The organism is Pseudomonas sp. YQ_6 (genome assembly GCF_043103245.1).
GTDB lineage: Bacteria > Pseudomonadota > Gammaproteobacteria > Pseudomonadales > Pseudomonadaceae > Aquipseudomonas > Aquipseudomonas alloputida.
Map to the genome: position 1 here is coordinate 71,938 of NZ_JBICJR010000053.1, position 15,037 is coordinate 86,974.

A 15,037-nucleotide genomic window follows, 5' to 3' on the forward strand; every position below is an offset into this window, starting at 1 on the left:
GCTTATTCGCTGCCGTTCAAACCTGCACACTGGGCACCACATGATCCTCCCCCTATTCAGGAGCAACCCCATGAGCGTTCCTTCCTTCGGCCTCGGCACCTTCCGCCTCACCGGCCAAACCGTCATCGACTCGGTCAAGTCTGCCCTGGCAGTCGGCTACCGCGTCATCGATACCGCCCAGATCTACAAGAACGAAGCCGAAGTGGGCCAGGCCATCGCCGAAAGCGGCGTACCGCGCAGCGAGCTGTTCATCACCACCAAGATCTGGGTCGACAACTACGCCGCCGACAAGCTGATCCCCAGCCTGCGTGACAGCTTGCAGAAACTGCGCACCGACTACGTCGACCTGCTGCTGATCCACTGGCCAGCGCCGGGCAATGGCGTAGAACTGCCCGAGTACATGAAGGCCCTGGCCGACGCCAAGCAGCAAGGCCTGGCTCGCCAGATCGGCGTTTCCAACTTCAACATCGAGCTGACCAGGCAAGCCATTGCCGTGGTCGGCAAAGGGGAAATCGCCACCAACCAGATCGAGCTCAGCCCCTACCTGCAGAACAGCAAGCTGACCGCGTTCCTCAAGGAACAAGGGATCACCGTGACCTCGTACATGACCCTGGCCTACGGCAAAGTGCTGAAAGACCCGGTGCTGGCCCAGATCGCCGCCAAGCACAAGGCTACCGTCGCCCAGGTTGCCCTGGCCTGGGCCCTGCAACTGGGCTATGCAGTGATCCCGTCGTCGACCAAGCGTGAAAACCTGGCCAGCAACCTCCTTGCCTGTGGCCTGACGCTGGACACCGACGACATGGCACGTATCGCCAAGCTGGAGCGCAATGGCCGCGAGGTCAGCCCTGACGGCCTGGCGCCAACCTGGGACTGACACCGATGACGGCTCAAACAATGACACCCGGCCGCGTGCTCTTCGCGTTGGCCATTGGCGCCTTTGGCATCGGTACTACCGAGTTCACCCCGATGGGGCTACTGCCAGTCATCGCCCAGGGCGTGGAGGTGAGCATCCCCAGCGCCGGCATGCTGATAACCGCCTATGCCATTGGCGTGATGGTCGGCGCGCCGATCATGACCTTGCTGTTCAGCCGCTTTGGGAAACGCGCTGCGCTGATGGCGCTGATGGCCATCTTCACCCTTGGCAACCTGCTGTCGTCACTGTCGCCGGACTACTACACCCTGCTCGCCTCGCGACTGGTCACCAGCCTCAACCATGGTGCGTTCTTCGGCCTGGGAGCCGTGGTGGCAGCCAGCGTTGTGCCCAAGGAGAAACAGGCCAGCGCCGTGGCCACCATGTTCATGGGCCTGACCATCGCCAACATCGGCGGCGTGCCGGCCGCCACCTGGATCGGCCAGCAGATTGGCTGGCGCATGGCATTTGCCGGTACCGCCGTACTCGGCCTGCTGGCCATGGCCGCGCTGTGGTACGCCCTGCCCAAGGGTGAACGCGGCAGCGTGCCGCATGTGCGCAAGGAACTGGCGGTCATTGCCCGCCCCAGCGTGCTGCTGGCAATGGCCACCACCGTGCTCGGTGCCGGCGCCATGTTCACCTTGTACACCTACGTGGCGCCAGTGCTGGCCGAACTGACCGGTGCCTCGGACAGCTTCGTAACCTTGGCGCTGGTACTGATCGGGGTTGGCTTCACCCTTGGCAACAGCCTGGGTGGCCGCCTGGCCGACTGGTCGCTGGATGGCGCGGCGAAGATCTTCCTCGCCGTGCTGGCGCTGATCATGCTGGCGATGCCCCTGGTACTGGGTAGCCACATCGGCGCTGCCATCGCCCTGCTGGTCTGGGGCATGTTCACCTTCGCCGTGGTACCGCCGCTGCAAATGCGCGTAATGACTGCCGCCATCGAGGCGCCAGGCCTGGCATCGTCGATCAACGTGGGTGCGTTCAACCTGGGTAACGCCGTGGGCGCGGCGCTGGGTGGTGCGGTTATCAGCCTGAACCTGGGCTACGCCGCCGTGCCAATGGCCGGAGGTGTGCTGGCGGCTGCGGGGCTGTTGCTGGTATGGCTGGGCGGGCGCAACAAGGTCGCCGGCAAGACCGCAGCCGATATGGCCTGAAGGCAATCAGCTGCAGGAGCGACCCATCGCGACACCAGGCCGCTCCTGCACACGGGCTGTAATGATGAAAGGCCGGCCACCTGCGTGCTCTGTCAGGCTACGGGCAAGGATGCCCGAAACGCGATATTGGCTGCCTGTTCGGCGTGAGACAGGCAACCTCGGCACTGGATAACCTGCTGCGGCAACGCCTTGTTCCCTTGCCCTAGAAGAACCTTGCCCATGACAACCTCCGCCGCCTCCGTAGCCGCCGCCACGCCTGCCGACCAGCCTCAGGGCTTTGTCGTGCGCATCGTCGGTGCTGCTGCATTCGCCCACCTGCTCAACGACCTGATTCAAGCCGTACTGCCATCGATCTACCCCATGCTGAAAAGCGATTTCGCGCTGAGCTTTGCCCAGATCGGCTGGATCGCCTTGGTGTATCAGGTGACCGCTTCCCTGCTGCAACCTTGGGTCGGCATGTTCACCGACAAGCACCCGCAACCGTACCTGCTGCCTGCCGGCATGCTGGTGACGCTGGTGGGCATCGCCCTGCTCGCCTTTGCCGGCAGCTATGAAATGCTGCTGGTGGCCGCCGCCGTGGTCGGCGTGGGTTCGGCCACCTTCCACCCAGAGGCCTCGCGGGTGGCCAGAATGGCCTCCGGCGGGCGCTTCGGGACCGCGCAATCCACCTTCCAGGTCGGCGGCAATACCGGCTCGGCCCTCGGCCCGCTGCTCACTGCTGCCATCATCATTCCGCACGGCCAACCGGCCATTGCCTGGTTCATGCTGGCCGCTGCGCTGGCTGTTCTGGTGCTGCTGCGGGTGACAGGCTGGAGCGTGCGCCACGGCCAGGCCCGGCTCAAGACCTTCGCTGGCCAACAGGCCCCCGGCCTGTCGCGGGGTGCCATGTGGCGCGCTGTGGCGGTGATCGCCGTGCTGATGTTCGCCAAGTTCGTCTACATCGCTTCGTTCACCAACTTCTTCACCTTCTACCTGATCGAGCATTTCGGCCTGAGTGTGCAGCACAGCCAGCTGTACCTGTTCGTGTTCCTCGCAGCCGTTGCGCTGGGCACCTTTGCCGGTGGCCCGGTGGGTGATCGCATCGGGCGCAAGGCCGTGATCTGGGTCTCGTTCCTCGGTGTGGCGCCCTTCGCCCTGGCCCTGCCCCATGCCAACCTGGCCTGGACAGCCGTGCTGGCGGTGGCCATCGGCCTGGTGATGTCCTCGGCATTCGCTGCCCTGGTGGTGTATGCCCAGGAGGCGGTGCCAGGCCGGGTCGGCATGGTTTCGGGGGTGATGTTCGGGCTGATGTTCGGCATCAGCGGCGTGGGCGCAGCCGGCCTGGGCGCACTGGCCGACCGGCATGGCATCGAGTGGGTGTACCAGGCCATTGCGTTCCTGCCGCTGCTCGGGCTGGCCACCGCCTTGCTACCGGCCACCCGCTCGCAGGCCCGTCCTGGCCGTTGCTGCTAAAGTGGCGCTGCCAGGCTGCTTCGATACGAGGTCACGATGGTAAAGCCGCAGCGTGAATTGCTGGTGGAGGTCGATGAGTGGACCTGGGAAGTGGGTAGCCGTGCGACAGACTACCCAAGCGACTGGTTCATCGAGCCCCATAGCCATACCAAGCATCAACTGATCTATGCCATCAAAGGCCTGATGATCGTCGAGTCCGGAAACGAATGCTGGACAGTGCCACCCAGCCGAGGTGTGTGGATGCCTTGCGGCCAGGTGCATGCCATTCGCTGTGTCGGCGACGTGAAGATGCGCAGTGTGTTCGTGCGCATCGACGCGGCAACCGGCCTGCCCCTGCAGAGCAAGGCCATCAGCATCTCGCCGCTGCTCAGCGAACTGATCAAGGCCTCGGTGGGCTTCACCGCACCCTTTGCCGAGGACTCGCGCGAAGCCCGGGTCATGCGCCTGATCCTCGACGAAATCTGCGTACTGCCGACCTTGCCGCTGAAGCTGTCGCAGCCCAGCGACCAGCGCCTGCGGGTGATCTGTACGGCATTGCATGAACGGCCCGAGGATAACGCCACGGTTGCCGACTGGGGCCTGCGACTGGGGGTGGACGAAAAGACCATCCAGCGGTTGTTCCGCAAGGAAACCGGCATGACCTTCGGCCAGTGGCGCCAGCAGGCGCGGCTGATGCAGGCACTGGAGCGGATTGCCCTGGGCGAGCGAATCATCGATGTGGCAGGGGCCTTGGGCTATGACAGCCCAAGTGCCTTCGCCAGCATGTTCAAACGCCAGTTCGGTACCACGCCCAGTCAGTTCTTCAAATAACCTGACGTTCACACCTTTGCCGGCCGTTGGCTCGCGGCATACCAGCTGCCCGCCAACGGCTCGCCCTGCCTGATCTTGCACAGCATCCCTGCCAAGCCGTATACAGTACCCCTACAACAATGCCCGCAAAGGAGCCCGGCACATGACCGTGACGCTGTCCCCCCTGCAGATCGACTGCGCATTCGATTCCGGCAACATCCAGGTACTGGATGCCAGCAACCCGGCACAGGTACACCTGGCCATCCGCCCGGACACCCACAGCGGCCACTACCAGTGGTTCCACTTCAAGGTCAGCGGGCTCACACCGGGGCAGGTCCATCGCTTCAGCCTGGACAACGCTTCTGGCTCCTCGTACAAGAACGCGTGGAGCGGCTACAACGCTGTGGCCAGCTACGACCAGCAGCGCTGGTTCCGCGTGCCAAGCCAGTTCGACGGTACGGCGCTATCGTTCGAAGTCAAGGCTGAACAGGACCAGATCTGGTTCGCTTACTTCGAGCCCTACCCGCGGGCCCGCCACAACCAGCTGATCGAGCGTGCCCGCGAACTCCCGGGGATCGAGTTGCTGGCCAGCGGCCGCAGTATCCAGGGCCGCGATATCCCGCTGCTGCGGGCAGGTGACGGTGCCGAAGGCAAGCGCAAGCTGTGGCTGATTGCCCAGCAGCACCCGGGCGAGCACATGGCCGAATGGTTCATGGAAGGCGTGATCGACCGCCTGCAGGCCAACGACGCAGTGATCCAGCGATTGCTGGCCAAGGCCGACCTTTACCTGATCCCCAACATGAACCCCGACGGCGCCTTCCTTGGCCACCTGCGCACCAACTTCAAGGGCAAGGACCTCAACCGCGCCTGGCAGGACGCCAGCGTCGAATTCAGCCCGGAAGTGTTCTTTGCACAAGCGCAGATGAAGCAGTACGGTGTGGATGCCTTCATCGACGTGCACGGTGACGAAGAGATCCCCCACGTGTTCACGGCCGCATGCGAGGGCAACCCGGGTTACACCCCTCGGCTGGCCAAACTCGAAGAGCAGTTCCGTAGCACCTTGTGCAGCCTGACCCGCGACTTCCAGACGGTGCATGGCTATACCCGTGACGAGCCCGGACAGGCGAATACGACGCTGGCCTGCAATGCGGTGGGCATGGCCCATGACTGCCTGTCACTGACGCTGGAGATGCCGTTCAAGGACCATGACGACGCGCCCGATGCAGTCACCGGGTGGTCGGGGGCGCGCTCGAAGGCACTGGCCGGCGCGGTGCTGGAGACCCTGGCAAGCATGGTTGGCGATTTGCGCTGAACCTCGTCTTGCGCAGCCCCTGCAGGAGCAGCCCGTCGCGACACGCGGCGGCTGCTTCGGGGGTATTGACCGCCGTTCAGAACTGCACATCCAGTATCACACTGTCGGTATAGGTCGCAGCCGGCGGTGTCGCCTGATCGGTATAGACCTTGGCGTTGTAGTTGAACACCTGGCTACCCGTGCCGGTACCCACGCCGGGGTTGATGTCGGCATCTGTACTGGAACGCCTGGCAGCCCCTGACGCCCCCCAGCGCACGGTGCCGGCACTTTTGAAAATGTCATAGGCCAGGTAGTTGTTGACCGAAGACTTCATCCGCCGCCGCCCACCGGACACGTTCTGCCCGTCACCCAGCCCTACCGTGTAGCTGCTGCCCTTGGTGCATGACACGTTTATGCCCTGGCTCACCGTGCCGAACCCCGCCACCACCGGCGCACTGGCGAAGCTGATGTCAGGCGTGGTGATCTGGCAATCGTTGGTCACCGTCAGGCTCACGTTCAAGAGCTGGCTACCCGAGCCGATGTCGCGCCCAAGGCATATCCCTAACGCGCCAATCCCCGAGCAATAATCCCAGCTCCAGGCCACGGTCAGGGCCTCTTGATACAACCCGGCCGCGACATTGCTGCCAATCTGGGTGCGCATGTAGATCGGCACCGCCTTGGGCGTGGTACCGCCGAGCAGCCCCAGCAAGTCGAGGATGCCGTTGCGGGCGAAGTCGTAGGCCACACCCCGGGTAATCGGGTAGCGGGTGGTGTTATCGGCATACAGCGTGTAGGGAATGACATCGCCTGTCGGGCCGACCAGCCCGCCCGAAGCGGGCGTGATCGTGGCGTAGAAGTGATCACCGCTGCTGAGCACGGTCAGTAGTGAACCGGTGCACTGCAACCCGGAGTTGAGGCTGGAAGCCGTCTGTACCGTGTTGCGAACCTGCGTTGAATTAAGGCTGCCAAACGCTGCCGGCAACGTGGCCACCGATGAGCAAAGCGCCCAGGCCGTACTGCTCGGCAACAGCAGCACGCTCGCCACCAGGCCCCGCCGCCAGGCATTCATCGGCACACCAACGGACCAATCAAAGGGACCGAGCCTTGCGCTTCGGGCAGGTCGAACGCCACTTCGCAATGCCCACCCCCTTCAAGCGCCACCTGAAGGCGGTTATGCAACGACAGGTTCTCCAGGTATACCAGCCCGTCCCATCCCACCACCGCCTGGGTGCCACTCTCTGCGTGGGTAACACGGCTACCCAGTTTGAGCACCTGCTGATTGCCATCCACCAATTCAACACTGGCCGCCATGACGCGCTTGAGGGGGAATTCCAGCAAGTAGCCACTGCCCCGTCGTACCGCCACACGCTGCTCAACGTCCGGCGCGAGGACATCCGGTGGTAGGTTCATGGGATCGATCTCGTACTTACCCCGGTAGTAACCGCTGCTGTAAGGCACCAGCAAGTGCCCCTTGGCATCGGTACGGCCGATTTCCTGGTTTTCATAACGCACCGGCACATCCGCGTAACCTGCGGTGCTGACCACCACGAAGGCATCATCGATACGGTTGGCGGCGAACACGCCGGCATCCATCCACACCAGAGAACCACTGGCGTCGGCCCAGCGGGTCATCTCGCCGCTGCTGCCATACACACCGGCCTGCAATTGCACCGATTGCAGGCGCCAGGTGACGTCGGCCTGGCGATAGGCATCACGGTCGCTGCCTGCGGCATACCCAAGGTTGTAACCGACGCCGACACCCGCTGGCACCGCACGGCTGTAGTTGACCCGTTGCAGGGTCTCGCCTTCATTGCTGCGTTCCATGCTCAGCGCCAAGGTGCCGTGCAAGTCGAACGGGATCACCAGTTGCGCCTGCACCGCCCACTGGCTGTCACCCACTTCACGGTTGGCCGACAGGTACACACTGCTGCTGCCCCACAGCGGCTTGCTGTAGCTCAGGTTGATCAACCGGGTACGCGTACCGTCACCGGCGCGCACGTCGAAGTAGCCAGCGCCAATGCTGCCGTACTCGTTAAGGTTGACACTGAGGGTGACCTGTTCGCTGCTTTTGCTCAGTTGCATCTCCGCAGAGCCCACCCGGCTCAGGTCGGCATAGTCGCCGTGGCGTTGCAGGCGCTGGTAACCGAAGCCGATGCGCTGGCTGTTGTACTGGTAGCCAAGGGCGACCTGGTGCCCCTTTTCGCCATCGAACCGGCTTTGCGCCAAGGCGGCGTTGAGCACGCCGAAGTTGCCCATGCGCATGTTGCCACCCAGCCCACCCAGCATCAGCGACTCAGCCGTTTCGGCGTGGGTTTCCAGGGTGAAGATGTCACTGAGCCCATAGCGCAGGCTGCCCGAGGCGATACCCGGTCCATAGCTGAAATCACGTACGCCGTAATCACGGCGCAGGCTCCCGGCGGCCACCGAGTAGTCCGACAGGCCCTTCTGCAGCAGGCTGCTGGTGACATAGAACGGCAAGGTGGTCGACACCTGCCGGCCAAGGGCATCAGTGGTGACCACCACCGCCTCCCCGGCACCGTTGATGAACGGCACATTGGTCAGGGTGTAGGGGCCTGGCTGCAGTTCGGTGGTACTGGACTTGAAACCGTTGATGAACAGGTCAAGCGACGTCGGCACCGCCGCTTCACCGGCGAACGCAGGCAACGGGTAAGTGACAAGATCAGGACGCGCAGCGAAGTCGCGTGACAGCTGCACCCCACCCACTCGCACCGAACTGCTCCAGGGCAAGGCACCCGTCACGAAGTCACCGGCTTCGTAGGTCAGCAGGCGCTGCTCGTCGGTGAAGCGCCAGGTGGTGTCGTAACGCATGAAGCCACGGCGGGTATCGTCCGCCTGTGCGCCATTGAAAGACTGACGCCACTGCCCGGTGCTGGAAAAGGTACCCCAGCTGTCGAACAGGCGCAGCTCGTTCCAGGCGGCCAGGTAGGTACCGCCTTCATCGGTGTCGTTGAGATACAGGTCGTAGTTGAACAAGGCGCCGAAACTGCTGCGCGCATCGCTGGCCGGGTAAAGGTTGCGATCACCCACTTGCTGTTCTGGCAACCAGGCTGGCGGCACTTGCAGCAGCAGGCGCTGGTTCTGACTGTCGTAGTCGGTGTGCAGCCCCGCGATGCTGTCCAGGGCCACCTCCCCCTGGGGATTGCCCGGCAGCGAGACGCCGGCTGCACGCAATACGTCGCTGTCCAGATACAACCGCCCGGCCCGCTGCTGCACCGGTATCAGGTCAACCCTGGGCATCTGGTTCACCACCAGGTCGAGGTAAAGGGTGGCCTCGGCGATGGCGGACATCTCCGTGGGCGGTGGGGGCAAGTCGTCGGCCAGCACCAGCGCGGGACTGACCATGGCCAGTCCCAGGCACCAGCGGCACGTCGTCGCCGGGAGCCACTTCACACACGGTTTCCAACCATTGCCGGGTCCTCCTTGGCCCCTGCACTTCATTCAGCCGTTGGCTCATTGGCCTTGGCGGATGGCGTCCGCCGAGCGCTGACCATTGACCCTGCCCTTGAGCACGCTGCCGTTGCCGGATGCGACGGGAGCCGGCCAGCGCATGCTTGCCCCCGGCAGCACATAACCCAGCAGGCCTTCAGCCAGTGGCTTGCTCTGGCTGCCTTGCTGCACGACCACATCGGTCAGCCGCGCATGTACCGGGCCCGTGTTACGCAGTTCAATATAGGGCTTGCCCTGCACCGTCACCGGGCGCCAGCTGAGCTGCGGCTTGCCCACGCCCTCGGCATTGCGTCTGCCTTCAGGGTCGGCCTTGCCCCACAGCCCTTCGCCATAGACGAACAGCGGCACCGAATAGCGCATCTGCAATCGAATGGCCGCCGTCGCGCCGGGCTCGGCCTTGTCGACCGCAATGGCGGGCGGAATCTCGTCGATGATGATGCGGTAGGCCTGCTCCTGGCCGGCCGGTGAAGGGCCGGTACGGGTCAGGCGGATCAGTTGCTTCTGCCCGGGTGCAATGTTGGCGACCGGCGGGCTGCCGATAATCTCGCGCTGCGCCTGGAACTGCTCCTGGTAATCACCCTGGCGCCAGGCGAATACCCGCACCTGCAGGTTTGCCGGCGCAGTGCCACGGTTTTCCAGCCACAACGCACCTGCCTTCTGGTCGGCCTCCAGCACCGGGTCGATCGGCCAGATCAGCACCGAAGTGGCCGCCCAGGCCGGCAGGCTTGCCAGCGACAATAAACCTGTCAATCCACGCGTCCACTTCGCGCCTGCCCGCATGCAGCTCTCCTTAGACACTTGTCATGGGTGGCGCTGGCCGTTACCAGGTCACCGTCACTTGCACCACATCGGTGTAGGTCCCTGCCGGCTGCGTGCCGGTCAGCTGAACCCGTCCGTACACCGGTAACTTGATCGCCGTCGGGTCGGAATAGCTCACCGCCACGCTCTGGCCGATCCCCAAGGCCTGGCTATAGGCGGCGTCCCGGTACAACTGGTAGGCCAGCATTTGCGTGCCACTGGTGCGCTTCAGGTTGCGTGTGCCACTGGCACTGTTTTGCCCGCCGTCCAGGCTCATACTCATGGCCACGCCCGGCGTGCACTGGAACGTCACGGTAGAACCACCCAGCGATGTGCTGAGCAGCCCCGTGGACAGCGCCGACTGCGAGCCATAATCGAGCGTGCCGTAGCTGGTGACACCCCCCACCACCAGGCACCCGGCGACAACCTGCGCCGTCACCGTGAAGGTACTGGTGGTCACTGCCCCCAACGGAGCGGCCAACAACATGCTGACGCCAGTCAGGCCTCCTGCCAGCCAGCCGCGCATGGGTCAGAACGACAGCTCGACCGAGATCGTGTCGCTGTAGACCCCTGCGGGCAGGCCCGCCTTGCCGACGGCCTTGCCATAAAGGTTGACCGTCTGAGCGGCGCCGGTACTGGTCGGCAGGGTGATGGTGTCGTCGACCGCCAGCAACGCCGTACGCCCCGCGTCGGTATAGAGGTCATACGGCACAAAGTTGCCAGAACCATCAGCGAGCGCACGGGTGCCACCGCTCGACTGGCCATCATGCAGGCCTGCACTCACTTTGATCACAGGCACCGTACCTGCAGAGCACAGGATGCTCATGGCGCCTCCCCCGCCTCCCAGCACCTGGGCATCGGCGGTGACGAACAAGGCATCCTCGGTACCGAAGTCCAGGGCACCGAAGTCAAGCCCCGACGTGCCCGACGTGCCATTGACCTGGCACGCCGCAGTCAGCGTCAGGGTCGAGCTGATACTCCCCGTCACCGTGGCCGCCTGGGCCTGGGAAGCCAACGCCAGGCCCAGGCCTGCGAGGAAGCAATATGAAAGGTTCGTTCGCATCGGAGTCTCCTTGCGTGGTTACCAGTCCAGGGTCACTCTGAGGGTGTCGCGGTAAAGCCCGGCCGGCAGCGCCCGCGGTTGCGCCACTACCACACCGTAGATGGGAATCGGCACTTGCTGGCTGCTGCGAATGGTGAAGGCCCGCGCCTGGCCGACGCCGTAGCGGCTGTTACCGCCTGGGTCGACCGCCAGCTGATAAGGAATCAGTTCACGGCCGTTGCTCAGGCGGCGAATGCCATCGTCGCCATTGAGACCACCATTGATACGCACGTTGAAGGCCCGAACCTCAGGTGTGCAACTGATTTGCAGGCTACCCTGACCGCCCACTTCGTCCACCTGGCTGCGCAACGGCTGATCCCAGTTCGGACCGCGCTCGCCAAAGTCCAGTACGCCTGGGTCACCCAACACAGCCGGTTGCGTCTCGTTGCTGCTGATCTGGCAAGACGCGCTGATGACCAGCCGCGCCTGTATGAAACCGGTGGTGCTGCCATGCACCGCACCGCCGGGGACCAGTAGCGGGCCGAGGGTGAGCAACAGGATCGAAGTGCGGCTCATGGCATGGCGTCCTTGTGCATGGTGGCGTCCCTACCAGGTGACGGTGACTTTCAGCAGGTCGGCATAACCCCCTGCATCTGGCACCCAGGCCAATTTGTCGATACGTGCGTACAACGGCAATTCAACCGAACCGCTGCCCGGTACACGCGCCGATTGGGCTACCCCCACTGCCAGCGGCTCACGCCAGGCAGCGTCACGGTACAAGCGGTAAGGAATGGGCCGCGCCAAGCGATCGTCGCTCGCCAGGTAGCGCAGTTCGCCAACACCACCATGCTGGCCACCATCGACGCGCACCTGATAGGGCGTATCCGGGTTGCACTCCAGGCGCGGCGGGCGCTGGCTCAGCAGCACACCACTCAAGGGCGCGCCAGGGCCATCCAGGCGCGCCGTAGCACCCAGGTCGATCCGTCCCAGGGCCTGGGCTCCCGCATCGCGGGTCTGGTTGACCAGCATGCAGCCACGCTGCACCAGTACCCGCACCTCCACGAGAAAATCCGCAGCAACGGTAGTGCCGCTGAACAACAGGCCGAACAGCGCGGCCAGCATACGCTCCGTCACCTTGTTATCCTTATCGAAACGTCTTGAACTGAGCGTAGCAGTGAGGCGGCGCAGCCGATGTGGCATAAAGCCATTTTTTTGTATTAGCGACAAAGCGATACCGTGGCATCAAAAAAAGCCTGTACCGCACAGAACCCGTGGCCACCCCGTGCCTCCAATGGCCAGGAGCCGGTAAATTCACCGGGATTCTGTTAGGGTGAATCGTATTCGTCCCGCGCCAGACACCTGTGCCGTACACGGACGGACATGACAGGAGCTTTTTCAATCATGACTGCAGACAACTCACTGGCAGACGCCATGGAGCGCTGTGCCCAAGAACCGATTCAGGTTCCGGGCAGCATCCAGCCTCACGGCTTTCTGCTGGTGCTGGATGCCACCGACCTGTGCGTGCTGCAGGCCAGTGAAAATGTCGAGCACTGGTTGGGCTTGCCAGCCCGCGAACTGATCGGTTGCCACTTCGCCGACCTGGTTCACGAGGGCTTTGACCTGCACGCGCACCTCACACGGCTTCCCGAAGACGAAGTCTTCCCCTTCCACATTGGCGACGTGCACTTGCGCCAGGGCAACCCCGTCAGTGCCCTGCTGCACATGCTGGTCCATTGCCACGATCAGGTACTGATTGCCGAGTTCGAACCACCCCGCCTGCCAGCAGACCTGGTCGGGCAAGGCGACTACTACCCGTTGGTGCGCAGCTTTGTCGCCAGTCTGCAACTGGCCGGCAGTATCGAAGACCTGCTGCAACAAGCGGTGCTGCAGCTCAAGCGCATCACCGGCTTTGGGCGGGTCAAGGCGTACCGTTTCGATGCCGAAGGCAATGGCCAGGTGCTGGCCGAGGTAGCCGACCCGGGCTACCCCAGCTACGCAGGCCTGTGTTTCCCGGCTGCAGACATCCCGCGCCAGGCGCGCGAGCTTTACCGGGTCAACCGTATCCGCGTGATCGAAGATGCCAACTATCAGCCCTCGCCACTGCTGCCCGCAACCAACCCGCGCACTGGCAAGGCGCTGGACATGAGTTTTGCTGTACTGCGCAGCGTGTCACCTGTGCACCTGCAGTACATGCGCAACATGGGCACGCTGGCCTCGATGTCGCTGTCGATCGTGGTCGACGGCGAGCTGTGGGGGCTGATTTCCTGCCACCATCAGCAGCCACGCCCGGTGGACCTGCGCACCCGCACGGCCTGCGAGCTGTTGGCCAGCGTACTGTCGTTGCAGATAGAGTCCCGCGAGTCCCATGCCAGTACGCGCAAGCTGTTGGCGCTGCGCCAGCACATCGTACGCATGATCTCGTCCATGGCCGACCACGACAGCGTCAGTGACGGTTTGCGCGACCTGCCTCACGTGCTGCTGGCCTTCGCCGACGCCCAGGGCGCGGCAGTGATCTCGGCCGAGCGCTGTGACCTGATCGGCCAGACCCCGCCTGAGGCCCAGGTGACGGCGCTGGTACACTGGCTAAGCCAACGTGACGAAGACAAGGTGTTCCATAGCGACAACCTGCGCCGCGACATCACTGAGCTGCCCGAGCTGGCAAACCATGCTGGCGGGGTGCTGGCGGTGGCCATCTCGCAGATCCACTCGCACTACCTGCTGTGGTTCCGCCCCGAGCAGATACGCACGGTCAACTGGGCCGGCCAGCCGACCAAGCAGGTCGGGCCACAGGGCAACCTCGACCCGCGGAACAGTTTTGAACGCTGGCAGGAAGAACTGCGCGGCTATTGTCAGGCGTGGGACCCACTGGTGATCGAGGGCGTGATGGAGCTGCGCGCCGCGGTACTGGGCATTGTCCTGCGCAAGGCCGAAGAGCTGGCACAACTGGCTGGCGAATTGCGCCGTTCCAACAAGGAGCTCGAAGCGTTTTCCTACAGTGTTTCCCACGACCTGCGCGCCCCGCTGCGGCACATCGCCGGCTATACCGAACTGCTTGGCGAGATCGAAGGCCAAGGCTTGAGCGAACGCGGCAAACGCTTCCTCCAGCATATTGGTGAGGCGGCGCACTTTGCCGGCAGCCTGGTCGACAACCTGCTCAACTTCTCGCAGATGGGCCGCTCGGCCTTGCGCCTGTCCGACGTCGACCTCAACGCCCTGGTCGAGGCCATTCGCAGCGAGCTAGCCCCCGATTACGAAGGCCGCGCAATCGTTTGGGACATCGCCCCGCTGCCCAAGGTGATCGGCGACCCGGCATTCATCAACATGGCCTTGCACAACCTGATAGCCAATGCCATCAAGTACACTCGCGGCCGTACGCCTGCTCGCATCGAGATCAGTGCCGTACAGCACCCTGACGAAACCGAGGTCTGCATCCGCGACAATGGCGTGGGCTTCGACATGGCCTACGCCAACAAGCTGTTCGGCGTCTTCCAGCGCCTGCACCGCATGGAAGATTTCGAAGGCACCGGCATTGGCCTGGCGAGCGTACGCCGCATCATCGAGCGCCATGACGGTCGAGTCTGGGCCACTGGCCAGGTCGACCAGGGCGCCAGCTTCCACTTCACCCTACCCCGAAACACTGCTACCTGAGGCATCGCTACCATCATGCTCAAGCCCATTCTGCTGGTCGAAGACAATCCCCGAGACCTGGAGCTGACCCTGCTGGCCCTGGAGCGCAGCCAGTTGGCCAACGAGGTCATCGTGCTGCGTGACGGCGCTGATGCGCTCGACTACTTGCTGCGCCGCAACGCCTATGCCGAGCGCGATGACGGCAACCCTGCCGTGCTGTTACTCGACCTGAAACTGCCCAAGGTCGACGGCCTGGAAGTGCTCAAGGAAGTGCGCGCCACTGCCGAACTGCGCAGCATCCCCACCGTGATGCTCACCTCTTCGCGCGAAGAGCCCGACCTGTTGCGTGCCTACGAGCTGGGGGTAAACGCTTATGTGGTCAAACCCGTGGAGTTCAAGGAATTCGTCACCGCCATCTCCGACCTCGGGGTATTCTGGGCAGTGCTAAACGAACCGCCACCCGGCTCACTGCGACTGAACCGTCGCGGTAGCAACTGAGGCCG

Annotated in this window: 14 protein-coding genes; 7 read left to right on the forward strand and 7 right to left on the reverse strand. The window is 63.8% G+C overall.

Translation table 11 applies throughout. The annotated features are described in order from the left end of the window. The first annotated feature begins 70 nt into the window (after positions 1-70). The 5 genes from dkgB (at position 71) to ACF8FG_RS17580 (ending at position 5,620) form a co-directional block, all read left to right on the forward strand. Positions 71-874 (forward strand): 2,5-didehydrogluconate reductase DkgB, encoded by an 804-nt coding sequence (gene dkgB, locus ACF8FG_RS17560; protein WP_014591634.1) that lies wholly within the window; start codon positions 71-73, stop codon positions 872-874. Positions 875-879: 5 nt separating this feature from the next. After that, on the forward strand, positions 880-2,067 hold the full coding sequence (locus ACF8FG_RS17565) for an MFS transporter (RefSeq protein ID WP_076403315.1): 1,188 nt from the start codon (positions 880-882) through the stop codon (positions 2,065-2,067). 219 nt (positions 2,068-2,286) lie between these two features. After that, a complete protein-coding gene (locus ACF8FG_RS17570; RefSeq protein WP_070384057.1) occupies positions 2,287-3,519 on the forward strand; it encodes an MFS transporter in 1,233 nt (410 codons plus the stop codon). 36 nt (positions 3,520-3,555) lie between these two features. Beyond that, on the forward strand, positions 3,556-4,329 hold the full coding sequence (locus ACF8FG_RS17575; RefSeq protein ID WP_019437447.1) for a helix-turn-helix domain-containing protein: 774 nt from the start codon (positions 3,556-3,558) through the stop codon (positions 4,327-4,329). A gap of 142 nt (positions 4,330-4,471) precedes the next feature. Next, entirely contained in the window at positions 4,472-5,620 is a 1,149-nt protein-coding gene (locus ACF8FG_RS17580; RefSeq protein ID WP_070384058.1) for a M14-type cytosolic carboxypeptidase, read from the forward strand. A 76-nt stretch (positions 5,621-5,696) separates the two neighbouring features. On the opposite strand, the gene ACF8FG_RS17585 is transcribed toward ACF8FG_RS17580, so the two are convergent. The 7 genes from ACF8FG_RS17585 to ACF8FG_RS17615 form a co-directional block, all read right to left on the reverse strand. After that, positions 5,697-6,668 (reverse strand): spore coat U domain-containing protein, encoded by a 972-nt coding sequence (locus tag ACF8FG_RS17585; RefSeq protein WP_070384059.1) that lies wholly within the window; start codon positions 6,666-6,668, stop codon positions 5,697-5,699. After that, positions 6,665-8,962, reverse strand: a complete 2,298-nt coding sequence (locus ACF8FG_RS17590) for a fimbria/pilus outer membrane usher protein (protein ID WP_070384060.1) — start codon at positions 8,960-8,962, stop codon at positions 6,665-6,667. Before ACF8FG_RS17590 ends, ACF8FG_RS17585 begins: the two co-directional genes overlap by 4 nt. 108 nt (positions 8,963-9,070) lie before the next feature. Next, entirely contained in the window at positions 9,071-9,847 is a 777-nt protein-coding gene (locus ACF8FG_RS17595; RefSeq protein ID WP_014591641.1) for a molecular chaperone, read from the reverse strand. Positions 9,848-9,887: 40 nt separating this feature from the next. Then, positions 9,888-10,391: a spore coat U domain-containing protein gene (locus ACF8FG_RS17600; RefSeq protein ID WP_014591642.1), complete on the reverse strand. Its 504-nt coding sequence runs from the start codon at positions 10,389-10,391 to the stop codon at positions 9,888-9,890. 3 nt (positions 10,392-10,394) lie between these two features. Beyond that, positions 10,395-10,928 carry a spore coat U domain-containing protein gene (locus ACF8FG_RS17605; RefSeq protein WP_014591643.1) on the reverse strand — a complete coding sequence of 178 codons (534 nt, stop codon included), beginning with the start codon at positions 10,926-10,928 and terminating at the stop codon, positions 10,395-10,397. Between the two features lie 18 nt (positions 10,929-10,946). Beyond that, on the reverse strand, positions 10,947-11,483 hold the full coding sequence (locus ACF8FG_RS17610) for a spore coat U domain-containing protein (protein ID WP_012052961.1): 537 nt from the start codon (positions 11,481-11,483) through the stop codon (positions 10,947-10,949). A 30-nt stretch (positions 11,484-11,513) separates the two neighbouring features. Beyond that, positions 11,514-12,041 (reverse strand): spore coat U domain-containing protein, encoded by a 528-nt coding sequence (locus tag ACF8FG_RS17615; protein WP_318077665.1) that lies wholly within the window; start codon positions 12,039-12,041, stop codon positions 11,514-11,516. A gap of 267 nt (positions 12,042-12,308) precedes the next feature. Between ACF8FG_RS17615 and ACF8FG_RS17620 the strand changes: the two genes are divergently transcribed. Continuing rightward, positions 12,309-14,555 carry an ATP-binding protein gene (locus tag ACF8FG_RS17620; protein ID WP_014591645.1) on the forward strand — a complete coding sequence of 749 codons (2,247 nt, stop codon included), beginning with the start codon at positions 12,309-12,311 and terminating at the stop codon, positions 14,553-14,555. Between the two features lie 15 nt (positions 14,556-14,570). After that, positions 14,571-15,032: a response regulator gene (locus tag ACF8FG_RS17625; RefSeq protein WP_003250360.1), complete on the forward strand. Its 462-nt coding sequence runs from the start codon at positions 14,571-14,573 to the stop codon at positions 15,030-15,032. The last annotated feature ends 5 nt before the right edge of the window (positions 15,033-15,037 follow it).